The organism is Bacillus cereus group sp. Bce041, assembly GCF_052646455.1.
This window is the reverse complement of the sequence record NZ_JBQXON010000009.1, coordinates 40,490-66,048: the sequence shown is the minus strand read 5'-3', so window position 1 is coordinate 66,048 and position 25,559 is coordinate 40,490. Positions and strand designations below refer to the sequence as shown.

Here is a 25,559-nt window from a genome sequence, read left to right as displayed (position 1 = left end):
AGGAATTGAGGAGATTACATGGAGCAACAAGAAAATCAAAATAGAAAGTTGTTGTTAATCGGTTTAGTAATCGCGATGCTATTTGCTGCATTAGATGGAACAATTGTTGGTACAGCAATGCCACGTATCGTCGGTGACCTAGGCGGATTAAGTTTAATGACATGGTTAACGACAGCTTATATGTTAACATCAACGACAGTTGTACCAATTGCAGGTAAATTAGCGGATTTACTTGGTCGTCGTAACGTATATATAACAGGGCTAGTTATTTTCATGATTGGTTCGGCGTTATGTGGTATGGCGAATGGTATGACAGAATTAATTATTTTCCGTGGTATTCAAGGTCTTGGTGGCGGTATTATGATGCCAATGGCTATGATTATTATTGGAGATATGTTCACGGGAAAAGAACGTGCGAAATGGCAAGGTATTTTTGGTGCGTTATACGGTCTTGCTTCTGTAATTGGACCGCAAGTTGGTGGTTGGATTGTAGATGCAGTGAACTGGAGATGGGTATTCTACATTAACTTACCGGTTGGTATTTTAGCAACAATCTTTATTGCAATGGGATTAAAATCACATAAACAAACAGGACCAATTAAAATTGATATCGCTGGAATCTTTACGATGATTCTAGGTGTTGTAAGTTTATTACTTGCGCTAACGTTTGGCGGAAAAGATTATGCATGGGATTCTTGGCAAATTATCGGTTTATTCGCACTAGCTGTAATTGGTATCGTTAGCTTTGTTATTGTTGAAACGAAAGCTGAAGAGCCGATTTTACCAATGCATTTCTTTAAAAATCGCACATTTACAATACTGAATGCGATTGGATTCTTTATGAGTATTGGAATGTTCGGCGCGATTATGTTCGTACCATTCTTCATGCAAGGTATTGTAGGAGTAAGTGCTGCTGAATCAGGAACAATTATGACTCCAATGATGATTACAATGATTGTAATGAGTATTATCGGTGGGCAACTTGTATTAAAAGTTGGTGTAAAACCACAAATTATCGCAGGTATGCTTATTATGGCCGGTGGTTTTTGGTTATTAACAACGATGGATATGCACACAACGAAGCTTACAGCTACTTCTTATATGATGGTTATCGGTTTAGGAATGGGTCTTGTAATGCCGACATTAACATTAGCGTTACAAGAAAGCTTCCCGAAAAAAGACCTTGGTGTCGTAACGTCATCAAGTCAGTTCTTCCGTCAAATTGGTGGAACATTTGGTATTACAATTTTAGGATCAATTATGAATAACACTTCAGGTACAACGTTAACAAATAAATTAGTACCTGTATTAGATACATTCCCGAAAGAAGCGGGACAAATGGTAACGAAATTTAAAGATATGATTCACACAGATCCACAAGGTTTATATTCGATGCTATTTAGCCCAGAGGCATTAAAACAAATGCCAGAAGCGTTTGCTAACAGCATTGTACCTATTTTGAAAAACTCTTTAGTAGACTCGCTTCATACTGTATTCTTAACAGGATTAGTATTTATCGTAGTAGGTGCCATCTTTACGATTTTCTTACAAAAAATTAAACTATCAGATCGTAAAAAAGATGCTGAAGAGCCTGCTGTTGAAGAAAAAGAAAAAACTGTATCATACTCGTAATGAAGAAGCATCGCCTTATGGCGGTGCTTTTTTGAGTATAACCTTAAAAGCTTTTTAGTGAGAAATGATTGACGTATTTTTAGAAATACGTTATATTATTTTCTGTAAACGGTTACATGAAATGAGGAGAAAAGAGAATGAGTACGATTAAAGACGTTGCGAAATTAGCGGGAGTATCTGTTGCGACCGTTTCCAGAGTTCTAAATAAAAATGGATATGTTCATGAAGATACATTAAAAAAGGTAGAGCGTGCAATAGAGATGTTAGATTATAAGCCTAGTACAGTAGCGCGTTCACTGTATAATAAAAAGTCTCGTTTAATTGGCTTAGTTGTTCCGAATATCGTGAATCCGTTCTTTCCAGAAGTTGCACGTGCCGTAGAAGATGTAGCACATAAACAAGGTTACACAGTTGTTCTTTGTAACTCTGATGAAAGTTTAGAAAAAGAGAAACAATACATTGATGTGCTTAGACAAAATAATGTAGATGGATTTATTGTAGCAACGAATCCACAAAATAGTGTTAATTACATGAATTTATCTGTTCCGGTTGTTGCGATTGACCGTATGTTTAATGAGCGTATTCCTACTGTATATGCAGATAACTATGCAGGAAGTCAGGCTGCGACAAAGTTGTTACTAGATAAAGGATGTAAACATATTGCACATATTCGCGGACCACGTGATGTGAGTACTGCAAATGAACGTTTTGAAGGTTTTGTAGACGTTATTACGCAAAATAATCTTTCGTATATGATTGCGGAGAGTACGTTTGAGCCAGCAAATAGTGAGCGTGTAGCGATGGAATTATTAGAAGAATACCCGCATATTGATGGTATTGTTGCTGGGAATGATTTAATTGCGATTGGTATTGTAAAGGCTGCACTTCAAAAGGGGATTGCCATTCCAGATGATTTACAAATTATCGGATTTGATGGCATTTCTTTAACGGAAATGATGTATCCATCTATTACAACAGTTGCACAACCGATATATGAAATGGGGAAAATTGCAACAGAGTTGTTGTTAGAGCAAATGGAAGGAAATACATTAGAAGAGAAACACTATCGTTTGCCAATTGAAATTATAGAACGAAATACAACGAAGTAAGGAGATGAAACAGATGCCAAATATTGCAGTAGTAGGAAGCATTTCAATGGACTTAGTGGCTGTTTCAAAAAAACGGCCGAAAGCAGGAGAAACAGTAATTGGTGAAGCGTTTCATACAATCCCAGGAGGGAAAGGGGCAAACCAAGCAGTTGCTGCAGCTAGGTTAGGAGCAAATGTAGCAATGGTTGGAGTGGTAGGAAATGATGATTATGGAACAGTAGTTAGAAAAAATTTAGAGAACGAACGCATTTTTATCGATTATGTGGTACCGGTTACAGATAGAACGACAGGAATTGCTCATATCGTTTTAGCAGAAGAAGATAACAGTATTGTTGTCGTACAAGGGGCAAATGCTCTTGTAAATAAGTCAGTTGTAGATCGCTCCAAAGACCTTCTTGTAAAAGCGGATATGGTTGTTCTTCAACTAGAAATTCCACTTGAAACAGTAAAATATGTATTGGCTATTTGTGAGGAACATAATATTCCTGTTATGTTGAATCCAGCGCCAGCACAAGTTTTATCAGAAGAAATTTTAGAAAAAGCAACTTATATTACGCCAAATGAACATGAGTGCCGCATCGTATTAGATGATTTTACATCACCAATTGAAGATTTATTGGCGAAGTATCCAAATAAATTATTGATGACAGAAGGTTCTAACGGTGTTCGTTTCCATAATGGAACAGAGATTGTACATGTTCCTAGCATTGCTGTTGATGTAGTGGATACAACTGGAGCTGGTGATACATTTAATGGTGCGTTAGCAGTTGCACTTTCTGAAGGAGAGACACTTCAAAAAGCAATTCGTTTCGCGAATATTGCCGGTGGTCTTTCTGTAACGAAACTTGGGGCACAGGGCGGTATGCCAACGAGAGATCGAGTACGTGAAGTGCAGGTGATTGTTGGATGAAAAAGCATGGTGTATTAAACAGTGAAATCGCGGCAGTCCTTGCTTCACTTGGGCATACAGATACGGTTGTAATTGCTGATTGCGGTTTACCAATTCCTGACGGAGTAAAACGAATTGATTTAGCTGTTGAGATTGGAAAACCGAGTTTTTTAGAGGTGTTACAAGTTGTAGCTGATGATATGGCAATCGAAAAAGTGACGTTAGCAGAAGAAGTCATTATAAATAATGCGGAAGTAAATAAAGAGATCGAACAGAAATTAATAGAGCCAGCATTTGAGTATGTATCTCATGAACAATTTAAAGAGCATACAAAGAAAGCGAAGGCAATTATTCGTACAGGCGAGGCTACGCCTTATGCAAATGTAATTTTACATGCAGGCGTGATTTTTTAATAAAGGGAAGTGATGGGAATGCATATTGAAATGAAAAACATTTCAAAGGCGTTCAATGGCAATCCTGTTTTGAAGAATGCACAGTTTATGATTGAAACAGGAGAAGTCCATGCATTGATGGGGGAAAATGGAGCGGGTAAATCAACGCTCATGAAGATTTTAACAGGTGTATACAAAAAAGATGGTGGGACAATCAAGATTGATGGGCAAGAGCGCACCTTTAAAAATGCGAAAGAAGCTGAAGAGTACGGCATCGCATTTATACATCAAGAACTAAACATATTGCCGAATTTAACAGTAGCTGAAAATATGTTTCTCGGTAAAGAGTTAATGTATGGGAAAACAGGTATTTTACGCACTCGACAAATGAACGCGATTGCGCAGCAGCAACTAGCAGAGCTAGGGCTGCATGTAAGAGGCGCTATGTTAGCAGAGGAATTATCGGTTGGACAACAGCAAATTATCGAAATTGCGAAAGCATTAATGACAAACGCGAGCGTTATTATTATGGATGAACCTACTGCGGCACTGACGGATCGTGAAATCGAAACGCTCTTTACAGTAATCAATAAGTTACGTAAAAAAGGTGTTTCATTCGTGTACATTTCGCATCGTATGGAAGAGATTTTCTCAATATGTGATGCTATTACGATTTTGCGTGATGGAGAATACGTGGGAAAGAGATTAATTCCAGAAACATCATTTGATGAAGTAGTGAGTATGATGGTGGGGCGCAGCATTGGTGAACGTTACCCAGAGCGAAATAGTCAAATTGGTGATGTCATTTTTGAAATGCGTAATGGAACGAAGAAAGGGAAATTTGAAAATATTTCGTTTCAAGTGAGGAAAGGTGAAATCCTTGGTGTAGCTGGTTTGATGGGGGCTGGTCGCACTGATATTATGAAAGCGATATTTGGTTATGAACCTTTAGACTCTGGACAAATTTTTATAAATGGACAAGAAGTAAAGATTGATAGTCCAATAGATGCAATTAGACAAAGAATTGCTTTCATTACAGAAGATAGAAAGTCTGAAGGATTAGTGTTAGATTTTTCAATTCGAGAAAATTTAGCTTTACCGAATTTAGAAAATCTTTCAAAGGGAAGTGTTCTAAGCAATGAGCTAGAACAACAGTTTACAGAGGATATGATGAAGCTTCTTAATGTGAAAGCATCTAGCGGAGAGCAGGCAGTGAAATCTCTTTCTGGTGGAAATCAGCAAAAGATTGTAATCGCAAAATGGCTAGGCATTCATCCGCAATTACTCATTTTAGATGAGCCAACAAGAGGTGTCGATGTTGGAGCGAAAAAAGAAATTTACTCTATTATGAATAAGCTTACAGAGCAAGGCGATGCCGTTATTATGGTATCATCTGAGCTTCCGGAAGTTTTAGGGATGAGTGATCGAGTTCTTGTTATTCATGAAGGAAAAGTCGGCGGAATTTTAGGGAAAGATGAGGCATCACAAGAGTCTATTATGGCACTAGCTACAGGGGGAGAGTAAGGATGGCTAAGAAGGGGAATGTATTACAACAACTCGGTTCTTTAATCGGTTTAGTATTAATTATCGTCGTAATTACAGCTTTAAATCCAGCGTTCATTGAAATTCCAAATTTATTTAATATACTGCGTCAAGTATCGATTAATGCGCTTATTGCATTTGGAATGACCTTCGTAATTTTAACAGGGGGTATTGACTTATCGGTAGGTTCTATTTTAGCATTATCAAGTGCACTTGTTGCTGGAATGATGGCAAGTGGCATGGATCCGTTCCTTGCAATGGTAGTTGGACTATTAGCAGGTCTTGTAATGGGAATTGTAAACGGTATCATCATTGCGAAAGGAAAAGTAGCTCCATTTATTGCAACTTTAGCAACAATGACTATTTTTCGTGGGTTGACGCTTGTTTATATGGACGGACGTCCGATCACTGGTCTTGGTGATCATTTAATGTTCCAAATGTTTGGCCGCGGTTATTTTCTTGGTATTCCGGTACCCGCTGTTACAATGATGATCGCTTTCGCAGTACTGTACTTCATTTTGAAGAAAACGACATTTGGTCGCCGTACATTTGCAATTGGTGGAAATGAAGAAGCAGCAGCACTATCAGGTATTAATGTTACGAGAATTAAAGTAATGATTTACGGTCTTTCCGGAATTTTGGCAGGCTTGCAGGTATTGTCTTAACATCACGATTAGATTCTGCACAGCCGACTGCAGGTACTTCTTATGAATTAGATGCAATTGCAGCAGTTGTATTAGGTGGAACAAGTCTTTCTGGGGGAAGAGGATGGATTGTTGGTACATTCATCGGTGTACTTATTATCGGTGTACTAAATAACGGTTTAAATTTATTAGGTGTATCTTCTTTCTTCCAACAAGTTGTAAAAGGACTTGTAATCTTATTAGCTGTATTAATTGATCGTAGAAAAGAAGCGTAATGGAGGGACAGTTCATGAAGAAATGGTTACTTATACTCGTTGCATGTATTATGGTCATTACTGCTGGTTGTTCAATGGAACCGCCAGAATGGGCAAAGGATTCTAGCGATAAAGGTCGAAATAAAACTATTAAAGTTGGATTCTCTGTTTCAACTTTAAATAATCCCTTCTTTGTAACTTTGAAAAAGGGGGCAGAAAAGAAAGCGAAAGATAGTGGCATCGAATTGATTGCTGTTGATGCGCAAAATGATGCAGCAAAGCAAACGAACGATGTTGAAGATTTAATTCAAAAGGGTGTCGATGTAGTTGTTATTAATCCGACCGATTCAGATGCTGTTGCTTCAGCAGTAAGTGCAGCAAACGCAGCAAATGTTCCTGTTATTACAGTAGACCGCGTTGCGAATTCAGGTAAGGTTGTTTCTCACATTGCATCTAATAATATCGAAGGTGGTCAAATGGCTAGTGATTACATTCGTGAATTAGTCGGCGAAGGAGCAAACGTTGCTGAGTTAGAAGGAATCCCTGGATCGTCTGCTGCTCGTGAACGTGGGAAAGGATTCCATAACGTAGCCGATAAGTCTTTAAAAGTAGTTGCCAAACAAGCGGCTGATTTTGATAGAGCGAAAGGATTATCTGTTATGGAAAACATTTTGCAAGCAAATAGCGATATTAAAGCCGTGTTTGCTCATAACGACGAGATGGCATTAGGTGCACTTGAAGCATTGAAGTCTGCTGGAAAAACAGATGTAGTAGTTGTTGGATTTGATGCAACAGAAGATGCTGTGAAAGCGGTTAACGATGGGCGTATGGCTGCAACAGTCGCTCAAAAACCAGAATTAATCGGAGAGAAGGCGATGCAAACAGCAAAAGAGATAACACAAGGTAAAAAAGTGGACAAATCTATTCCGATTGAATTAGAGCTTATTAAGAAAAATAAATAAATATAAAATGAAAATTAGGAAGGAAGAACAACAAATGAAATTCTTTATTGATACAGCAAACATTAACGAAATTAAAGAGGCAAATGAATTAGGCGTATTAGCTGGAGTAACGACAAATCCATCACTTGTAGCAAAAGAAGGCGTAGATTTCCACGAGCGCATTCGTGAAATTTGCAACGTTGTAGAAGGACCTGTAAGTGCAGAAGTAATTAGCTTAGAAGCTGATAAAATGATTGAAGAAGGAAAAGAATTAGCGAAGATTGCTCCAAACGTTGTTGTAAAAGTTCCAATGACAACAGAAGGTTTAAAAGCAGTAAAAGCGTTCTCTGATTTAGGAATTCGTACAAACGTTACATTAGTATTCTCAGCAGTTCAAGCATTACTTGCTGCTCGTGCTGGTGCAACGTACGTTTCACCATTCTTAGGTCGTTTAGATGATATCGGTCATAACGGTATGGATTTAATTCGTCAAATCGCAGAAATCTTTGCAATTCATGGTATCGAAACAGAAATCATCGCAGCATCTGTACGTCACAGCGTTCACGTAACTGACGCAGCATTAAACGGTGCACATATTGCAACAATCCCAGCAAACGTAATTGCTTCATTAGTGAAGCACCCATTAACAGATCAAGGAATTGAGAAATTCTTAGCTGATTGGGAAAAAACACAAGAGAAATAATAGAAAAGCAAGAATCCTAGTTTAATTGACTAGGATTCTTTTTTTATTTAAAAGAATTTTCATGCAATTTTGCATATTGTCTTTTAAATTTGTTATATAAGATATTTAATATATATCACATAACTCTTTATTTTTAATATTTCGACATAAAGTGAAACTTTAATCAGTGGGGGCTTTGTTCATCCCCCCACTGATTATTAATTGAACCAAGGGATAAAAAGATAGAGGGTCTGACCAGAAAACTGGAGGGCATGATTCTATAACAAAAAGCTTAATGTTTATAGAATTATGTCTTTTTATATAGGGAGGGTAGTAAACAGAGATTTGGACAAAAATGCACCGATTTATCTGAATTTTAAGTTTTATAAAGGGGAGAAATGGAATGAGAAGAAAAGCACCATTTAAAGTGTTGTCATCATTAGCAATTGCGGCAATTATCGGATGTACATCTGTAATGAGTGCTCCGTTAGCATATGCAGAAACGGTAGCAAAAGAGAAAGATAGTGTATCTACAACACCAATTGATTACAATTTAATTCAAGAAGATCGTTTAGCGGAAGCTCTGAAAGAAAGAGGAACAATTAATCCAGCATCTTCTAAAGAAGAGACGAAAAAAGCTGTTGAGCAATATATTGAAAAGAAACAAGGAGATCAGGCGAATAAAGAAATTCTTCCAGATGCTCACTCACAAGAAACATCTGATTTCACAAAAAAAGTAAAAGAGAAAAAGATGGAAGAAAAGGAAAATGTAAAAAAGGCTGAAAAAAATGTTAGCCTTGAGCAAAAGCCAGAACCAAATAAAAAGCAATTGAATGGGCAAGTTCCAACTTCAAAAGCAAAGCAAGCTCCATATAAGGGATCTGTTCGATCGGATAAAGTATTAGTGTTACTCGTTGAATTTAGTGATTATAAACATAATAATATTGATCAAACACCAGGTTATATGTATTCGAAAGACTTTAGTAGAGAACATTATCAAAAGATGTTGTTCGGTAATGAGCCGTATACTTTATTTGATGGTTCAAAAGTAAAAACGTTTAAACAATACTATGAAGAGCAGTCTGGTGGTAGTTATACGACAGATGGATATGTAACGGAGTGGCTAACTGTTCCAGGAAAAGCATCTGATTATGGAGCTGATGGTAGCAGCGGTCACGATAATAAAGGTCCAAAGGGTGCACGTGATTTAGTGAAAGAAGCTTTGCATGCAGCTGCTGAGAAAGGACTAGATTTATCTCAGTTTGATCAATTTGATAGATATGATACAAACGGGGACGGGAATCAAAATGAACCTGACGGTGTAATTGATCATTTAATGGTAATCCATGCTGGTGTTGGTCAAGAAGCTGGTGGCGGTAAATTAGGTGATGATGCGATCTGGTCACATCGTTCAAAATTAGCAGTAGATCCAGTAGCGATTGAAGGTACGAAATCAAAGGTAGATTACTTTGGTGGTAAAGTAGCAGCACATGATTACACAATTGAACCAGAAGACGGAGCTGTAGGTGTGTTTGCACATGAATTTGGACATGATCTTGGATTACCAGATGAATATGACACGAAATATACTGGAAATGGTTCACCAGTCGAAGCTTGGTCATTAATGAGTGGAGGTAGTTGGACAGGGAAAATCGCAGGAACAGAGCCGACTAGTTTTTCACCACAAAATAAAGACTTCTTACAAAAGAATATGGGTGGCAACTGGGCAAAAATATTAGAAGTAGATTACGATAAAATTAAGAGTGGTGTGGGAGTTCCTACCTATATTGATCAAAGTGTTACGAAATCAAATCGTCCAGGCGTTGTACGTGTTAACTTACCAGGTAAAAGTGTTGAAACGATTAAACCGGAGTTTGGAAAGCATGCATATTATAGTACAAGAGGCGATGATATGCATACAACGTTAGAGACACCATTCTTTGATTTAACAAAGGGAACAAATGCAAAATTCGATTATAAAGCAAATTATGAGTTAGAAGCAGAGTGCGATTTCGTCGAAGTACATGTAGTAACAGAAGATGGAACGAAAACATTAATTGATAGACTTGGGGAAAAAGTAGTCCAAGGAGATAAAGATACAACAGATGGGAAATGGATTGATAAATCATATGATTTAAGTCAATTTAAAGGCAAAAAAGTGAAACTACAATTCGACTATATTACAGATCCGGCTGTAACATATAAAGGTTTTGCGATGGACAATGTAAATGTAACTGTTGATGGACAAGTTGTATTTTCTGATGATGCAGAAGGACAGTCTAAAATGAATTTAAATGGTTTTGTTGTTTCTGATGGGACAGAGAAGAAAGCTCATTATTACTACTTAGAGTGGAGAAATTATGCGGGATCAGATAATGGTTTAAAAGCAGGAAAAGGTCCAGTGTATAATACAGGTCTTGTCGTTTGGTATGCAGATGATAGTTTCAAAGATAACTGGGTTGGGGTGCATCCAGGTGAAGGATTCCTTGGTGTTGTAGATTCTCATCCAGAAGCGCTAGTTGGTAATTTAAACGGAAAACCAGCATACGGTAATACAGGCATGCAAATTGCAGATGCAGCATTTTCATTTGATAAAACACCAGCATGGAGTGTAAATTCATTAACACGTGGTCAGTTTAACTATTCTGGATTACAAGGTGTTACAACTTTTGATGATTCAAAAGTATATAGTAACAAGCAAATTGCAGACGCAGGAAGAAAAGTTCCAAACCTTGGACTTAAATTCCAAGTTGTTGGACAGGCAGAAGATAAATCGGCAGGCGCTGTTTGGATTAAACGTTAATAACATAAAAGCACATTCTTCATATGAAGAGTGTGCTTTTTAATTTGTACAGTAAGTTATTATTTTAGTTTATCCCGCATTAACGGTCAGTAAGATCCCCACCTCAAAATTCAGTGGAAATAAAGAAGTTAGTTGGGAGATCAACTGCCCGTAAAAGCCCGATTGGTTCAACTAATAATCAGTGGGGAGGAACAAAACCCCCACTGATTAAAGTTTCACTTTATGTAATACAAGTGTTTATTCATGTGTACTGTATCAAATTATGTGGGGAAAGGAAATATTTCCGAGGAAATTGTCGAAGTATCGTCAGTATTTATAAACTTTCTGTTTAAAAGAAGAGATGTATTATTGCCTTTACGGCTCAATTTATTTACATTGTTATTTGGTTATACACAAAAGTAATATATTGGGCAAAAAGAGTTCTATTCGATAGGGCTCTTTGGTTTTGTATTTGATATACAAATATTAACCTCGATTGTTTGGAAATGTATCTTCTTGTTTAGCGTCAGTTGGACTTTAACTGCAGTTTTTGTTTTTCGTTTATATGAAGAGCGAGATGAGCCATTACCTTTTATATTTAAATTAATTGGCATTATTCCAACGCTTCCATTGTATTATGGATTATATAAATATGCATTTTAAAAAAGACAACGATGGATTATCCCATCATTGTCTTTTTTACTTTGCTTCTTACATAAATCATCCCAGCAAATGTTAATAAAAATGCTGTCCCGATAATGAAGCTGATGCTAGGTGATGCTCCGATTGCGCCGACTGTAAAGGAGCCAGCAACAACTCCTAATGAGAAGAAGGCATAAAATAATCCGAATGCCTTTCCGCGATTATCGTCTGTAGTATTTTCAACAAGTAAAGCGTTAATAGACGGAAAGAGGATTGCGAATCCAATTCCATAAATCATCATTACGATAAAGAGCATACCTTTTGTAGCAAATAATCCAAGTAAAGATAATGCGAATGCCATAACTGCAATTCCGATTAGCATTAGTTTCGAACGATTAAATCGATCATAAATACGATTTGTTGGAAGCAAGAAGAAGAGGATAGCAGTTATACCAAATACACTTAACATCATGCCTGTTGTAGATGCTTTAAGCGCTAATGCCTCAACTTTTACTGGTAACATATAAGTGACAATTCCTTGTGAAAACATTAATGTGAAAGCACCAATATATGCTTGTAATAACGGTTCTGATTTTAAAAGTTCAACCATATCTTCTTTGTTCATCATTTGCGTTCTTGATGTATCTTTTCTTGATACGTTATTTGGTAAGAAGAATAGAGATACGATCGTACCAAGAGCCATTAAAATAGAAATAGTAATGAAGACCCACTCTACGCCAGCTGTTGCTTTCATAATACCGCTGAAAGCAGGTCCTACGATTGCGGCTGTTCCAACAGCAGCACCAGATAGAGCCATTGCTTTTCCTTGTCTTTTTGCATTTGTTTGTTTTGATAAAAATGTAAAGGCAGCAGGAATTAAAAAGCCATCACTAAATCCATGCATAAAGCGCACAACTAATAGTTGTTCACCACTTTGAACAACGGTGTATAACAAGACTATGAAACTCGTAATTCCCATGCTTATATAAAGGATTTTTTTTGCACCAAATTTATCGACAGCGGCTCCAGCAATAATATTACCGATCATATTAGCGAATGAGTACATACCGACAACTAGCCCGATAATAAGAGGAGTTCCTCCAAGGCTTTGAGCGAAAGTACTCATAATAGGTAATTGTGAAAATGTATCTAAAAATGCCACGATAACGATAAAGTAAATAAAATATTTCAAGCGATATTCACCTCTCCTATGCTATTATGGCACAATGCTAATTTCACCTGCAATGAAATTGAATTAACAGATGTGGAAAAAAGTACAAAGTGACAAAATATTGAACGTTATTTGTAAAAAATTAGTGGGGATGTGATTGTTTTTTTGAAATATATGGATAGAAGTATTATAATAGAATTGTAAACTTCACCAGGTTAAGTATATACATAGAGAGGGATGTATAAAATGAAAGCACTACTTTGGCATAATCAACGTGATGTACGAGTAGAAGAAGTACCAGAACCAACAGTAAAACCAGGAACAGTGAAAATCAAAGTTAAATGGTGTGGTATTTGTGGGACAGACTTGCATGAATATTTAGCAGGGCCTATTTTTATTCCAACAGAAGAACATCCATTAACACATGTGAAAGCACCTGTTATTTTAGGTCATGAGTTTAGTGGTGAGGTAATAGAGATTGGTGAAGGAGTTACATCTCATAAAGTGGGAGACCGCGTTGTTGTAGAGCCAATTTATTCTTGTGGTAAATGTGAAGCTTGTAAACATGGACATTACAATGTTTGTGAACAACTTGTTTTCCACGGTCTTGGCGGAGAAGGCGGCGGTTTCTCTGAATATACAGTAGTACCAGAAGATATGGTTCATCACATTCCAGATGAAATGACGTATGAACAAGGTGCGCTTGTAGAACCAGCAGCAGTAGCAGTTCATGCAGTACGTCAAAGTAAATTAAAAGAAGGGGAAGCTGTAGCGGTATTTGGTTGCGGTCCAATTGGACTTCTTGTTATCCAAGCAGCTAAAGCAGCAGGAGCAACTCCTGTTATTGCAGTTGAACTTTCTAAAGAACGTCAAGAGTTAGCGAAATTAGCAGGTGCGGATTATGTATTAAATCCAGCAACTCAAGATGTGTTAGCTGAAATTCGTAACTTAACAAATGGTTTAGGTGTAAATGTTAGCTTTGAAGTAACAGGTGTTGAAGTTGTACTACGCCAAGCGATTGAAAGTACAAGCTTCGAAGGACAAACTGTAATTGTTAGTGTATGGGAAAAAGACGCAACAATTACTCCAAATAACTTAGTATTAAAAGAAAAAGAAGTTATTGGTATTTTAGGATACCGTCACATCTTCCCAGCTGTTATTAAATTGATTAGCTCCGGTCAAATTCAAGCAGAGAAATTAATTACGAAAAAAATTACAGTGGATCAAGTTGTTGAAGAAGGATTTGAAGCACTTGTAAAAGATAAAACACAAGTGAAAATTCTTGTTTCACCTAAATAAGATAGAATCGAATAGAGTAGCCCTTTTCTAGAAATAGAAGAGGGCTACTTTTTTTCTATACTGAAAGGTGATAGACTTTCCTGTAACTAAAGGTATTTTGTTTGGAAGGGGAAGTCTAATGCTTTCATTTATGTTGACATTGAAACGGATGCTAAAAGCTTGTTTGCGAGCATGGAAAGATAAAGAATTTCAAGTGTTATTCGTATTAACAATTTTGACATTAATATCTGGTACAATCTTTTATAGTACAGTGGAGGGGTTACGTCCTCTGGATGCTTTATATTTTAGCGTTATGACGCTGACTACTGTCGGTGATGGACAATTTAGTCCCAAAACTGACTTCGGAAAGATATTTACGATATTATACATATTTATAGGGATCGGATTAGTGTTTGGATTTATACATAAGTTGGCAGTTAATGTACAATTGCCAAGTATATTATCGAATAGAAAAAAAGAGTAAAGCATGTGTATGCTTTACTCTTTTTTTACATTAGTTTAGACAAGCCTTAATAATAGTTTATTAAAATGAAAGTGTATTCATTCATTATATTCACTGTGTATAAAGTTATAATGATATGAACATTTGCATATTTTAATTTAGTGATAGAAATTTCGTGAAAGGTGGGATATTCTAGTCATAGGTTAACCGGACGACATCATAGGATCCTAACAAAATGTTTACAATAATTCAATTATAAAATGGAGGATTTTATATGAAAAAGAAAGTACTTGCTTTAGCGGCAGCTATTACATTAGTTGCTCCATTACAAAGTGTTGCATTTGCTCATGAAAATGATGGGGGACAGAGATTTGGAGTTATTCCGCGCTGGTCTGCTGAAGATAAACATAAAGAAGGCGTGAATTCTCATTTATGGATTGTAAACCGTGCAATTGATATTATGTCTCGTAATACAACACTTGTAAAACAAGATCGAGTTGCACTATTAAATGAATGGCGTACTGAGTTAGAGAACGGTATTTATGCTGCTGACTATGAAAATCCTTATTATGATAATAGCACATTTGCTTCACATTTCTATGACCCTGACAATGGGAAAACTTATATTCCGTATGCAAAGCAAGCAAAGGAAACAGGAGCTAAATATTTTAAATTAGCTGGTGAGTCTTATAAAAATAAAGATATGAAACAAGCGTTCTTCTATTTAGGATTATCTCTTCATTATTTAGGGGATGTAAACCAACCGATGCATGCGGCAAACTTTACGAACCTTTCTTATCCACAAGGATTCCATTCTAAATATGAAAACTTTGTAGATACGATAAAAGATAATTATAAAGTAACGGATGGAAATGGATATTGGAACTGGAAAGGTACGAATCCAGAAGATTGGATTCATGGAGCGGCAGTAGTTGCGAAACAAGATTACGCTGGCATTGTAAATGATAATACGAAAGATTGGTTCGTGAGAGCTGCTGTATCACAAGAATATGCAGATAAATGGCGCGCTGAAGTTACACCAATGACAGGTAAGCGTTTAATGGATGCACAACGTGTTACTGCTGGATATATTCAGCTTTGGTTTGATACGTACGGAAATCGTTAAGTATTTAAAAAAGGTCAAATCTCAGAATAGAGTATTTGGCCTTTTTATCACTATACAATACATGGAGGTATGAAACGTGAAAGGTAAATTGCTAAAAGGTGTACTTAGCTTAGGTGTTGGTTTAGGAGCTTTATATAGCGGAACGTCAGCTCAAGCAGAAGTATCTACAAATCAAAATGATACATTAAAAGTGATGACGCATAATGTATATATGCTATCAACAAACTTATATCCGAACTGGGGACAAACTGAGCGTGCTGATTTAATCGGGGCGGCAGATTATATAAAGAATCAAGATGTAGTTATATTAAATGAAGTGTTTGATAATAGCGCTTCAGATCGTTTATTAGGGAATTTGAAGAAAGAATATCCAAATCAAACAGCAGTATTAGGTCGTAGTAGTGGAAGTGAATGGGATAAAACGTTGGGAAACTATTCATCTTCAACTCCTGAAGATGGTGGCGTTGCGATTGTGAGCAAATGGCCAATCGCTGAAAAGATTCAATATGTATTTGCAAAAGGATGCGGGCCAGATAATTTATCTAATAAAGGATTTGTATACACGAAAATTAAGAAAAATGATCGCTTCGTTCATGTGATTGGTACGCATTTGCAAGCGGAAGATAGTATGTGCGGAAAAACTTCACCTGCATCTGTACGTACAGACCAATTAAAAGAAATTCAAGACTTTATTAAAAATAAAAATATACCAAATAATGAATATGTGTTAATTGGTGGTGATATGAACGTAAATAAAATTAATGCAGAGAACAAGAATGATTCAGAGTATGCATCTATGTTTAAAACATTGAACGCTTCTGTACCATCTTATACTGGACATACAGCGACTTGGGACGCAACGACAAACAGTATTGCAAAATATAATTTCCCTGATAGTCCTGCTGAGTATTTAGATTATATTATTGCAAGTAAAGACCATGCGAACCCATCATATATAGAGAATAAGGTGTTACAGCCGAAACCTCCACAATGGACTGTTACATCATGGTTCCAAAAATATACGTATAATGATTACTCTGATCATTATCCAGTAGAGGCGACTATTTCTATGAAGTAGTTTCAAAAAGTTTCTTCGTAAAGAAGAAACTTTTTTTATTTGCAAACAGGAAAATCACACTTTCTTTCCAATATGTATAAGACATATTGAGAAGAGGAGAGAAAAATGTGGATCGAGGAATTTTTAAAGAAGTTCCATTACCGTGTGCATTTTTGGATGAAATGGCTTTAGATAGAAATATTCAATCGATTATAGAGTTAAGTGGAAATAAGAAGATTCGTATAGCGAGTAAATCGTTACGCTCTGTTCCAATTATGCAAAAGATTTTAGCTGCAAATGATCGATTTCAAGGTGTTATGTGCTTTTCACCTAGAGAGATTTTATTTTTAATAGAACAAGGATTTAATGATTTATTGCTTGGATATCCTGCTTACGATGAAAGAGCTCTGTATGAAATTAGTTTGCTAACAAAGAAAGGTTTCATTATAACTTGTATGGTGGATTGTGAAGAGCATATTGTGTATTTAGAAAACATTGCTGAGAAATCTAAAGGATGTTTTCGTGTTTGTTTGGATATTGATATGAGTAGTCGTTTCTTTCAATTTCATTTTGGTGTACAAAGATCCCCAGTAAAAAATGTGCAGGATGCGTTGAAAGTAGTAGAAAAGGTGAGAAGGTCATCATATTTAATGTTAGATGGTGTAATGGGTTATGAAGCTCAAATTGCTGGGGTGGGAGATCATATACCGAATCAATGGTTGAAAAGTAAAGTAATTTCGTATTTAAAGCAGAAATCAGTGCTAGAAGTGAAAAAAAGAAGAGAACATATTGTAAAAGCAATACAAAACATTGGTATTGAGCTAAGGTTTGTAAATGGAGGCGGAACAGGAAGTATAAAAACAACTGAGAAAGATAATTCAGTTTCAGAGATTACAGTAGGTTCTGCTTTTTATTCTCCGAAGCTGTTTGATTATTATAAAGAGGTGAAATTTTATCCAGCGGTCGGATTTGCATTACCAGTTGTGCGTAAACCAGTCCAGTTTATTTACACTTGCCTAGGTGGTGGATATATTGCTTCAGGAGCAGTTGGAAAAGATAAAGAGCCTGAAGTTTGGAGACCGAAGGGTGCAAAACTATTAGCTTTAGAAGGTGCTGGCGAGGTACAAACGCCAATTTTTTATAGCGGCGAGGAACGAGTGGATATAGGAGAGTCCATTTTGTTTCGTCATAGTAAGGCTGGTGAATTATGTGAGCGCTTTCCTTTTTTGTATCGTGTTAAAAAAGGAGAGATTGTTGGGGAGTATTCAACATATCGGGGGGATGGCCAATGCTTTCTATAAAGGGGAAAAAGTGGAGAAATTGGACAGGGAATGTAGAAGGAACGCCGCATTATACGATGTATCCAGAAAGTATACAAGATGTAGTAGAAGTTGTGGGGCTTGCGCGAAAAAAGGGAAAGAAAATTCGTGTTGTCGGTTCAGGACACTCGTTTACCCCCCTTGTGCAAACGGAAGAAGTTTTAGTTTCTTTAGATGAATTGAAGGGTATTGTGAATATTGATGCAGAGAAGATGGTTGCTGAAGTATGGGCAGGAACAAAGTTATATGATTTAGGGAAGTTACTTGAGGAAAAAGGCTATGCGCAAGAAAATTTAGGGGATATTGATTCACAATCTATTGCAGGAGCGATTAGTACGGGGACTCATGGAACGGGTATTACCTTTGGGAGTTTATCAACACAAGTTATAGAGATTACGGCAGTTTTATCTAATGGTGAGAGTATAGTTTGTTCGGAAACTGAGAACGTAGAATATTGGAGAGCGTTTCAGTTGTCACTTGGAATGTTAGGTATCATTGTAAAGATAAAATTAAAGGTTATTCCAGCGTATTCACTCGTTTATGAAAGTGAAAAACAGTCATTATCCACTGTAATGAACAAACTAGAAGAATATAAGAAGCATCGTCATTTTGAATTTTTCGTTTTTCCTTATTCTGATGAAGTACAAGTAAAACTTACGAACGAAACAACGAATACAGGCAGTGATTTGAAATGGCATAAATTAAAGGTGGAGTTACTTGAAAATAGGATGTTCTCTTTACTATCTAAAGGGTGTAAATGGTTTCCTTCTATAAGTAAAGGAGTGAGTCGATTATCAGCTAAAGCTGTACCAAACACAAAAATAATTGGCCCGAGCTATGAAGTATTTGCTACATCACGTACGGTACCATTTTATGAAATGGAGTATAGCATTCCTTCAAAGTATATGAGGACGGTTGTAGAAGAAATCTCAAATCTTATTGAAAAGAAAAAGTATAAGGTGCACTTCCCGATCGAATGCCGCTATGTGAAAGGTGATGATATATGGCTTAGTCCAGCCTATGGAAGAGATTCAGCGTATATCGCTGTTCATATGTATAAAGGTATGAAATATGCTGCTTACTTTGGCGAAGTGGAAAAAATTTTTCTGAAGTATGAAGGGCGTCCGCATTGGGGGAAAATGCATACATTATCGTATGAGCAATTACAAGATATATATCCAGAGTTTCATTCGTTTTTACAGGCGAGGAAGTCTCTAGATGAACTTGGAATGTTTTTTAATCCTTATGCAGAAAAGTTATTTATCCCGCTATTTGCCGGGCAGTAAGACCCCCACTGATTAAATTTTCACATTATGTATATAAAAAAGCTGACAAATAATTATTTGTCAGCTTTTTTTAGTGTAATTGCATTTCTTGTATGACTAATATGTTCATAAAATAGTAGTTTATCACGGCTAAATACATGCAGTAAAACATGAATAATGAATAGGCCGTTAATGATAAATAGGAATAACAATGTAACGAGTAATACTAAAGGTTCTGTATGATTTAACATAGAGCTACTAGAAAGAATATAATTGATTCCGCCTAACGCAAAATAAAATATACCGTAGCGAATAAATAGTTCTTTTAATGTAATACGATCTGATTTTCCTTTCAGATGAATGCGAAGCAATGCTTTCCCAATTGTTTTTCCATTTGTAAAGTATGGAATAAGAATAAAATAAATAAGGATTGAACACGTAATGAAAATGAGTTCATACATATTCGTGTAAGATTGCATATTAGAAACGAAGAAAGAATTTCCTTTGTTTTTAACGACAGGTACGACGATAGATAAGAAAATCCAATCAATTTGCATCGCGATAAGGCGACGAATGAATCCGACTGGTTTCGTTTCCAAATCAATATGACTATCTAACTCGTTTGTCTTCGGAAGGAAGTACGTAAATATTGGTGCAATGATAAAACCAATTACGCCACCTAATGTATTTAAAAACAAATCATCGATATCAAATAATCGGTATGCACAATTGTATATACCGTATAATCCAGTCACTTGTGTTAGCTCGAAAAATAGTGAAAGGAAAAAGGAAATGCAAATTGTTTGTAAGAAACTACGTCGGAAATAATAACGTAAGTAAATACCGAATGGAACAGTTAATAGAACATTAAATGCAACTTGTAAAAACGCAGACTCTTTTAATAAGTAGAAATAAGTAGCTGGTTTTGTTAAAACTGCCGATGTATGACTACTAATCTCTTGTATGAAATAAAATGGTGAGAGTTGCATGTGTTGTGTATTAGCTGGTTGTAGGCTACAAGTATCAAACGTTTGTGGTAACGGCAAAATAACAAGAAAATAGGCATTTAATAAGTAAAGTAATAATGAGTATAAAATAAATGAGCGCCATTTATTTAAATAACCGTATTTTCGATAATTAAATATTAAAAAAGGGATTAAAAGAAACATTGCTAAAAAGGGGAATAAAATAAATGCTGTTTTTACTGGAAATAAATATGCAGTCAAAGTAAAACTCCTTTCAATGAAAATTCGTTTATCATTATAGCGCTAAAAATATTTAAATACAAAGTTAAAATCTTTCGAAATAGAAATAATTACTAATTTTATAGGAATTAAGTTATAATAAATTTAATATGAGGATATTATGATTATGTAAGTTGAGAGAGGGTACAAGAGATGCGATATGAACTTTTTTCTGTAAGTGGGGATCATATTACGACTTTTGAAAGTGCATGGCGTTTTCAGGAGGGAGAACAGATTTTTGTTCATGATGATCAAACAAAAAGAAACTTTATTATTATTCGTCTGACGCATGATGTATTTCAACAAAATAAACATGTTATTCGTTTGTATTGTCAAGAGAAGAAAGTGTATGCATAAGAGAAGCCCTTTTACAGTATGAAAAGTAAGAGGGTCCTTATCTTGTTATTTGTGAACAGCCCGATTGATGAGGGCTGATTAAAGTTTCACTTTATCATTTTGCCCCTCGTAAGGAATAAAAAGAGAAGGGTTAATGCACATAGGTAGCATTTGATTTGGAAGAAAGTATATAGCCTTGTATTTTGTGCTTCAAAGTTACATGGCCTTCTCTTTGAGAAAGCCATGTATGGTAATCTTGTTGTGTTTTCCATAACAGACGAATCATATATTCTGCCTTATCATTTGTACGATGAATATGTGAAAACTCTATGTTAATACAACCGTTCGTTCCAGGGGAAGGATAATATTGTTTAAGCCCATAAAGTAGCTCATTTTCATATTCGTACTTAATGTGAATGAGTTTAGTAACTATAAACATATAAACACCTCTTTTACGATAATAGTAGGAAAGATAGAATTACTGTAATAGTAAACTTAAATAATATTATACTATTCAGAAAATTCTAAGTAAATAATAGATTTTAACTTAATAGAGGTATAAAAAAGCGAGTCATTCTATTACACTAGATGACTCGCTTTCAATTTGTAAGTTTTACTTTATAAGAAAATAAGAGTAAGTACACCTACGATAATACAATAGAAAGAGAAATATTTTAAATTTCCTTTTGCCATAATGTTCATAAACCATTTTAGTGAAATATACGTCATGATAAATGTTGCGATGAATGCAACGACATATGGTACGAATAATGTGTCTAGATTTGGATCATTTGCAATGTCTGTAATGCTTAACAATAAGCCACCTAAGCTAACAGGAATGTATAGTAAGAATGAGAAGCGAAGTGCTGTTTCTTGCTTCATACCAAGTAACATTGCTGCTACGATTGTGGCACCAGATCGGCTTATTCCGGGAATCAGTGCGCAAGCTTGTGCTAATCCGACGATGATTGCATCTTTCATAGAAAGGTCGCCATCATTTTTACGACCGCGTAAATTTCTAATAATCCAAAGGCCGACAGCAGTAATAAGAAGGGAAATCCCAACCATCTTCACACCTTTTAAGTACTGATCGATGTAATCTTTAAATAAAACACCAATAACACCTGCTGGAATGGTTGCAATAACAAGATAAATAATAAAGAAGAAATCTGATTTTGCGTCTTCTGCTCTTGTAAATATATAAGAGAGACCATTCTTCGTTAGACGAATTAAATCATTTCTATAAATAAGTAATACAGCTAATAATGAAGCTGAATTAACAAGTAGTTCGAAGCTAAACCCTTCTATTTTTAGTCCTAGCAAATGTTGTGCTAAAACGAGATGACCACTTGAAGAAATCGGAATTGGTTCTGTTAGTCCTTGGAACAGACCGAGAATTAAATATTTTAAAACGTAGTAAAATTGTTCCATAATAACCTCCTTGTTTATTAGTTGAAAGAAACAACTTTTCCATTATAACAAAGATATGGATGAATATTGAAAAGAAATAAATATTCGAAATAAAATAAAAATCCCTTATAGCAGTATAAGGGATTTTTATTTTTAATTAAGAAGTTACTGTTTCTTGAAGACTTTTAGACAATTGAACATCGACTTTTTCAGCATCATGAATATGATTCATAATAGTAGTATTTAATTTTTGGAACATTTGTTGCGTGTTAGCGAATTCTCGTAATATATCATTATTACAAGACTTTTGGTTTTCGATAGCCTTAATAACATTTGTAGCACCATTTTGTAACGTTTGAATCATAACTAAAATATTTTCAATTCTAGCATTTGTATCGGCGCTCATTTCTACACCTTCATCAACTAAATGTAAATTATCTTTTGTGTTATCATATGCTTTTTCAATTTCTTCCTGAATTTTTTTCGTTAAGTTGCCGATGTTTTTTGTACTTTCTGCTGTACTTTCCGCTAGTTTTCTTACTTCATTGGCAACGACAGCGAATCCCTTACCATGCTCTCCAGCACGCGCGGCTTCAATACTCGCATTTAAAGCAAGTAAATTTGTTTGTGCTGCAATGTTTTGAATGACTTCTACAATTTGCTCGATTTCCTTTGAGCGTTCGCTTAGATGATTCATACTATTAGACGTGCGTTGAGATTGTTCACCTAATTTATTAATTACAATAAGTAAGCGGTGAACGGATTCTTTTCCTTCATTAGAGCAGTCAATAATTTCTGCAATAGACTGAATTAAGCTTTGTTCCTTTTGTAACATTTCATTATTTAACTCATTGGAATGTGTCGTACGTGTTGAAACATTTTCGAAACATGAACTTAATTGTTGAACTAAGCTTTGAAGTGTATTGTGTTGGTTATTTACAAGTTGATGCTCTTGGACAACGCTTTGTACACGATCGTGGATAGTAGAAATAGTCTCTTGCTTTTCAATATCTTTTTGTTTTAATTCTGCTTCTAATTCTTGTATACGCTCTTCTAATTGAGCAATTGTATGTTGGAGTGATTTTTTTTGAGTAAACATGTATTTATTTCAACCGCCTTCGAAAGTTATATTTTCTCTATATTTGGATTTTAGCATCTTTTGTATTTTTTAAATATAGGAATTGTTAAATATTTAAGAATCTATTACATTTTATTCATAATTCTCTTTTTTTCGTCACGAAAAATAAACTGTATTTAATCGTTTTGTAAACAAACTGTAAAATAAATCATGTATAACTGTATAAGAAGGGAGTCGGATTATGAACTATTTTAAGCGAATCAGCTGTCTAGTATTAGCAGGAATTATCGGTCTTTCTAGTACAGTCGCTGTTAAAGCAGAGTCAAACGACGAGAAACTTAACAACATGCAACAGCAATTGCAACAAAACGATGCAGAAATGCAAAAGAAAGAGCAAGAAAAGCAAGCTGTTAGTAAAGAAATTAAAGGTATCGAAAACGAACTACATAATTTAAATAATACAATTGCAAAAAATAAAGAGGATCAAGCTGCTATTCAACGTAAAATTGATGAAACACATAAGCAGATTGAGCAAAAAAAGCAAGAAATTGTCGTTTTGGAGGATAAAGTCCTTGCTCGTAAAGATATTATGAGAAAACGTATGGTTTCTGTTCAAAACAGTTCAAATACAAGTTTAGTAGTAGAAGTTGTAGTAGAGTCAAAAAACTTTGCAGACTTCTTACAACGTATGAACGCAGTTTCTACTATTCTAGAAGCTGATAAAGAAATTTTACGTCTACAAGAACAAGATCTTCGTCAAATTGAAGAAGATAAGAAAACAATTGACGAAAAAGAAGCATCTTTAGTAGTAGACAAACAAAAATTAGCAAAAGCGCAAGCTGAACTGCAAGATAACTTGAAAAAACGTCAAGATAACTTACAAACAGTTCAAGCTAAATATAATGAAGTTGCAAGTCAACTTAATTTAGCAGCGGAAGAGAAAGCTAAAATTGAATCAAATATGAAGACAGTACAAGAAACGATTGCTCGTGAGCAAGAAGCAGCAAGAATCGCAGCGGAAGAGCGTGCAAAAGCAGAAGCGGCTGCAAAAGCAGAGCAAGAAGCTTTAGCGAAAGCACAAGCAGAAATTGCTGAAAAGCAAAAGCAGGAAAAAGCTAGTAAACCAGCTGAACCTGTAGCAAAAAATACAGAAACAGAGTCTAAGCCTGATACGAAACCAACTCAAGGTGGAAAAGAATTTTACGTAACAGCAACCGCTTATACAGCTGACCCATCTGAAAACGGCTATAAACCGGGTGAAACTGTAAAATCTAAGTTAGGACATAATTTAACTGCAAATCCAAACATGAAATTAATTGCTGTAGATCCATCTGTTATCCCATTAGGTTCTACTGTATATGTAGAAGGATATGGAACAGCAATTGCTGGAGATACTGGTAGTGCAATAAAAGGGCATATCATTGATCTATTAATGCCAAATTCAGCTCAAGCTAATGACTGGGGTAGAAGAACAGTTAAAGTTAAAATTTTAAACTAACAAGTAATCCAACTTTACAATACGTAGAGTTGGATTTTTTTATAATAATAATGTTAAGTTGAGTTTACATTTTGTTAAGGATAGCATACAATAATGGTGAGAGGTGGTAAATTTGACCATTTTAAACAGAGTAAAAGAATTAAGAGCTCGTTTTAACTTTACGCAAAGTGTATTAGCAGAAAAGGTTGGAGTAACGAGACAAACAATTGCTGCAATTGAAAAAGGGGATTACGTTCCTTCGTTGTTATTAGCACTTACGATTTGTGATGTGTTTCAGTTAAAGATGGAAGACGTGTTTGTTTTAAATAAGGAGGGGGAAGAGGATGAATAGAATTGTTTTTTCTTATATCATAAACGTGCTTTATACTGCTTTAGCATGCTGGACATTTGTTGAATTTTATAGTGTCATTACAGAGTTAGCAGATATAATTAAAAACGAGAAATTCCCATTTGAAGTATGGTTTAATGGAGTACCATTCATTTTATTATTTATTGGAGCAATTATAGTTACAATTTTTTATAGAATTCAAAAGAAAAAATATAAGAATTTATCTTTTTGGATGTATCCATTATTATTTCCGCTAGAAGATGAACGTGAAAAAGCGATTACGGATAAAGCTTGTCGAACAACATTTGTATCGTTATGGTTTGTGTTACCTTGTGCAGTTGGATTTTTAACTTTTTCGCCTATTATTAATGAATATCTTCCTGGATACCCATTATATATTCTATTTTCTATTTTCTTTTTAAGCTAATACTTGTACATATAGCGATATTATTTTATCATTTTATATAGAGTAAGATT

General features: G+C 35.4%; 22 protein-coding genes and 3 pseudogenes. 20 read left to right on the top strand and 5 right to left on the bottom strand.

The genetic code is table 11. The annotated features are described in order from the left end of the window. Window positions 1-18: 18 nt before the first annotated feature. The 10 genes and pseudogenes from ACUN13_RS23105 to ACUN13_RS23060 form a co-directional block, all read left to right on the top strand. Window positions 19-1,632 carry an MDR family MFS transporter gene (locus tag ACUN13_RS23105; protein WP_000437647.1) on the top strand — a complete coding sequence of 538 codons (1,614 nt, stop codon included), beginning with the start codon at window positions 19-21 and terminating at the stop codon, window positions 1,630-1,632. 137 nt (window positions 1,633-1,769) lie between these two features. After that, window positions 1,770-2,741, top strand: coding sequence for a ribose operon transcriptional repressor RbsR (rbsR, locus tag ACUN13_RS23100; RefSeq protein ID WP_000104051.1), 972 nt, complete (start codon window positions 1,770-1,772; stop codon window positions 2,739-2,741). A gap of 13 nt (window positions 2,742-2,754) precedes the next feature. Continuing rightward, entirely contained in the window at window positions 2,755-3,651 is an 897-nt protein-coding gene (gene rbsK / locus ACUN13_RS23095; RefSeq protein ID WP_088345279.1) for a ribokinase, read from the top strand. Continuing rightward, window positions 3,648-4,043: a D-ribose pyranase gene (rbsD, locus tag ACUN13_RS23090; protein ID WP_000716151.1), complete on the top strand. Its 396-nt coding sequence runs from the start codon at window positions 3,648-3,650 to the stop codon at window positions 4,041-4,043. The genes rbsK and rbsD overlap by 4 nt, the downstream gene beginning before the upstream one ends. Window positions 4,044-4,061: 18 nt before the next feature. Beyond that, the gene (gene rbsA / locus ACUN13_RS23085) at window positions 4,062-5,546 is read left to right on the top strand and encodes a ribose ABC transporter ATP-binding protein RbsA (protein ID WP_000546779.1); all 1,485 of its coding nucleotides are present in this window, start codon (window positions 4,062-4,064) and stop codon (window positions 5,544-5,546) included. Window positions 5,547-5,548: 2 nt separating this feature from the next. Next, window positions 5,549-6,483 (top strand): annotated as a pseudogene (locus ACUN13_RS23080) (ABC transporter permease subunit). A 14-nt stretch (window positions 6,484-6,497) separates the two neighbouring features. Next, window positions 6,498-7,424 (top strand): ribose ABC transporter substrate-binding protein RbsB, encoded by a 927-nt coding sequence (gene rbsB, locus ACUN13_RS23075; protein ID WP_000758976.1) that lies wholly within the window; start codon window positions 6,498-6,500, stop codon window positions 7,422-7,424. Window positions 7,425-7,458: 34 nt separating this feature from the next. Further along, window positions 7,459-8,106 (top strand): fructose-6-phosphate aldolase, encoded by a 648-nt coding sequence (gene fsa / locus ACUN13_RS23070; protein ID WP_000667670.1) that lies wholly within the window; start codon window positions 7,459-7,461, stop codon window positions 8,104-8,106. 382 nt (window positions 8,107-8,488) lie between these two features. Further along, window positions 8,489-10,888: a M6 family metalloprotease immune inhibitor InhA2 gene (gene inhA2, locus ACUN13_RS23065; protein WP_001252987.1), complete on the top strand. Its 2,400-nt coding sequence runs from the start codon at window positions 8,489-8,491 to the stop codon at window positions 10,886-10,888. A 429-nt stretch (window positions 10,889-11,317) separates the two neighbouring features. Continuing rightward, a pseudogene (locus ACUN13_RS23060) lies at window positions 11,318-11,530 on the top strand (hypothetical protein); the annotation flags it as partial. A gap of 16 nt (window positions 11,531-11,546) precedes the next feature. Here the strand turns inward: ACUN13_RS23060 and ACUN13_RS23055 are convergent. Then, window positions 11,547-12,701 (bottom strand): MFS transporter, encoded by a 1,155-nt coding sequence (locus ACUN13_RS23055; protein ID WP_000873271.1) that lies wholly within the window; start codon window positions 12,699-12,701, stop codon window positions 11,547-11,549. Between the two features lie 225 nt (window positions 12,702-12,926). On the opposite strand from ACUN13_RS23055, the gene bdhA reads away from it, so the two are divergent. The 6 genes from bdhA (at window position 12,927) to ACUN13_RS23025 (ending at window position 19,209) form a co-directional block, all read left to right on the top strand. After that, on the top strand, window positions 12,927-13,979 hold the full coding sequence (gene bdhA / locus ACUN13_RS23050) for a (R,R)-butanediol dehydrogenase (protein ID WP_000645827.1): 1,053 nt from the start codon (window positions 12,927-12,929) through the stop codon (window positions 13,977-13,979). A 118-nt stretch (window positions 13,980-14,097) separates the two neighbouring features. Continuing rightward, a complete protein-coding gene (locus ACUN13_RS23045) occupies window positions 14,098-14,442 on the top strand; it encodes a potassium channel family protein (RefSeq protein WP_000948241.1) in 345 nt (114 codons plus the stop codon). Window positions 14,443-14,695: 253 nt separating this feature from the next. After that, entirely contained in the window at window positions 14,696-15,547 is an 852-nt protein-coding gene (gene cerA / locus ACUN13_RS23040; protein ID WP_000730997.1) for a phospholipase CerA, read from the top strand. A 76-nt stretch (window positions 15,548-15,623) separates the two neighbouring features. Next, window positions 15,624-16,625, top strand: coding sequence for a sphingomyelinase C (gene sph / locus ACUN13_RS23035; RefSeq protein WP_445423983.1), 1,002 nt, complete (start codon window positions 15,624-15,626; stop codon window positions 16,623-16,625). A 107-nt stretch (window positions 16,626-16,732) separates the two neighbouring features. Then, complete coding sequence (locus ACUN13_RS23030; protein ID WP_025687254.1) at window positions 16,733-17,905, top strand: amino acid deaminase/aldolase; 1,173 nt, start codon at window positions 16,733-16,735, stop codon at window positions 17,903-17,905. Next, window positions 17,893-19,209 (top strand): D-arabinono-1,4-lactone oxidase, encoded by a 1,317-nt coding sequence (locus tag ACUN13_RS23025; RefSeq protein WP_000948912.1) that lies wholly within the window; start codon window positions 17,893-17,895, stop codon window positions 19,207-19,209. Before ACUN13_RS23030 ends, ACUN13_RS23025 begins: the two co-directional genes overlap by 13 nt. Window positions 19,210-19,262: 53 nt before the next feature. Here ACUN13_RS23025 and ACUN13_RS23020 read toward each other — a convergent pair whose 3' ends face one another. After that, window positions 19,263-20,414, bottom strand: a complete 1,152-nt coding sequence (locus tag ACUN13_RS23020; RefSeq protein ID WP_000128025.1) for a VanZ family protein — start codon at window positions 20,412-20,414, stop codon at window positions 19,263-19,265. A 171-nt stretch (window positions 20,415-20,585) separates the two neighbouring features. Here ACUN13_RS23020 and ACUN13_RS23015 point away from each other — a divergent pair, with 171 nt between their 5' ends. After that, window positions 20,586-20,789 (top strand): hypothetical protein, encoded by a 204-nt coding sequence (locus ACUN13_RS23015; protein ID WP_001268332.1) that lies wholly within the window; start codon window positions 20,586-20,588, stop codon window positions 20,787-20,789. Window positions 20,790-20,919: 130 nt separating this feature from the next. Here ACUN13_RS23015 and ACUN13_RS23010 read toward each other — a convergent pair whose 3' ends face one another. From ACUN13_RS23010 to ACUN13_RS23000, 3 genes and pseudogenes are all read right to left on the bottom strand, one after another. After that, window positions 20,920-21,207 (bottom strand): hypothetical protein, encoded by a 288-nt coding sequence (locus ACUN13_RS23010; protein ID WP_088345281.1) that lies wholly within the window; start codon window positions 21,205-21,207, stop codon window positions 20,920-20,922. Window positions 21,208-21,386: 179 nt separating this feature from the next. Next, window positions 21,387-22,199, bottom strand: coding sequence for an undecaprenyl-diphosphate phosphatase (locus tag ACUN13_RS23005; RefSeq protein ID WP_000434794.1), 813 nt, complete (start codon window positions 22,197-22,199; stop codon window positions 21,387-21,389). 136 nt (window positions 22,200-22,335) lie between these two features. Next, window positions 22,336-22,866, bottom strand: a pseudogene (locus tag ACUN13_RS23000) (methyl-accepting chemotaxis protein); the annotation flags it as partial. Window positions 22,867-23,497: 631 nt separating this feature from the next. Here ACUN13_RS23000 and ACUN13_RS22995 point away from each other — a divergent pair. The 3 genes from ACUN13_RS22995 to ACUN13_RS22985 all read left to right on the top strand — a co-directional run bounded on the left by ACUN13_RS22995 (window position 23,498) and on the right by ACUN13_RS22985 (window position 25,509). After that, window positions 23,498-24,754, top strand: a complete 1,257-nt coding sequence (locus ACUN13_RS22995; protein WP_001105783.1) for a 3D domain-containing protein — start codon at window positions 23,498-23,500, stop codon at window positions 24,752-24,754. A 112-nt stretch (window positions 24,755-24,866) separates the two neighbouring features. Beyond that, window positions 24,867-25,085 carry a helix-turn-helix transcriptional regulator gene (locus ACUN13_RS22990; protein ID WP_000154019.1) on the top strand — a complete coding sequence of 73 codons (219 nt, stop codon included), beginning with the start codon at window positions 24,867-24,869 and terminating at the stop codon, window positions 25,083-25,085. After that, on the top strand, window positions 25,078-25,509 hold the full coding sequence (locus tag ACUN13_RS22985) for a DUF2178 domain-containing protein (RefSeq protein ID WP_088345284.1): 432 nt from the start codon (window positions 25,078-25,080) through the stop codon (window positions 25,507-25,509). The genes ACUN13_RS22990 and ACUN13_RS22985 overlap by 8 nt, the downstream gene beginning before the upstream one ends. Window positions 25,510-25,559: the final 50 nt, after the last annotated feature.

Excerpts from the sequence above, each read along its gene's own strand:
- ACUN13_RS23105 (WP_000437647.1), top strand. The coding sequence starts at position 19 with ATGGAGCAACAAGAAAATCAAAATAGAAAGTTGTTGTTAATCGGTTTA.
- rbsR (WP_000104051.1), top strand. The coding sequence starts at position 1,770 with ATGAGTACGATTAAAGACGTTGCGAAATTAGCGGGAGTATCTGTTGCG.
- rbsK (WP_088345279.1), top strand. The coding sequence starts at position 2,755 with ATGCCAAATATTGCAGTAGTAGGAAGCATTTCAATGGACTTAGTGGCT.
- rbsD (WP_000716151.1), top strand. The coding sequence starts at position 3,648 with ATGAAAAAGCATGGTGTATTAAACAGTGAAATCGCGGCAGTCCTTGCT.
- rbsA (WP_000546779.1), top strand. The coding sequence starts at position 4,062 with ATGCATATTGAAATGAAAAACATTTCAAAGGCGTTCAATGGCAATCCT.
- rbsB (WP_000758976.1), top strand. The coding sequence starts at position 6,498 with ATGAAGAAATGGTTACTTATACTCGTTGCATGTATTATGGTCATTACT.
- fsa (WP_000667670.1), top strand. The coding sequence starts at position 7,459 with ATGAAATTCTTTATTGATACAGCAAACATTAACGAAATTAAAGAGGCA.
- inhA2 (WP_001252987.1), top strand. The coding sequence starts at position 8,489 with ATGAGAAGAAAAGCACCATTTAAAGTGTTGTCATCATTAGCAATTGCG.
- bdhA (WP_000645827.1), top strand. The coding sequence starts at position 12,927 with ATGAAAGCACTACTTTGGCATAATCAACGTGATGTACGAGTAGAAGAA.
- ACUN13_RS23045 (WP_000948241.1), top strand. The coding sequence starts at position 14,098 with ATGCTTTCATTTATGTTGACATTGAAACGGATGCTAAAAGCTTGTTTG.
- cerA (WP_000730997.1), top strand. The coding sequence starts at position 14,696 with ATGAAAAAGAAAGTACTTGCTTTAGCGGCAGCTATTACATTAGTTGCT.
- ACUN13_RS23025 (WP_000948912.1), top strand. The coding sequence starts at position 17,893 with ATGCTTTCTATAAAGGGGAAAAAGTGGAGAAATTGGACAGGGAATGTA.
- ACUN13_RS23015 (WP_001268332.1), top strand. The coding sequence starts at position 20,586 with ATGCGATATGAACTTTTTTCTGTAAGTGGGGATCATATTACGACTTTT.
- ACUN13_RS23010 (WP_088345281.1), bottom strand. The coding sequence starts at position 21,207 with ATGTTTATAGTTACTAAACTCATTCACATTAAGTACGAATATGAAAAT.
- ACUN13_RS23005 (WP_000434794.1), bottom strand. The coding sequence starts at position 22,199 with ATGGAACAATTTTACTACGTTTTAAAATATTTAATTCTCGGTCTGTTC.
- ACUN13_RS22995 (WP_001105783.1), top strand. The coding sequence starts at position 23,498 with ATGAACTATTTTAAGCGAATCAGCTGTCTAGTATTAGCAGGAATTATC.
- ACUN13_RS22985 (WP_088345284.1), top strand. The coding sequence starts at position 25,078 with ATGAATAGAATTGTTTTTTCTTATATCATAAACGTGCTTTATACTGCT.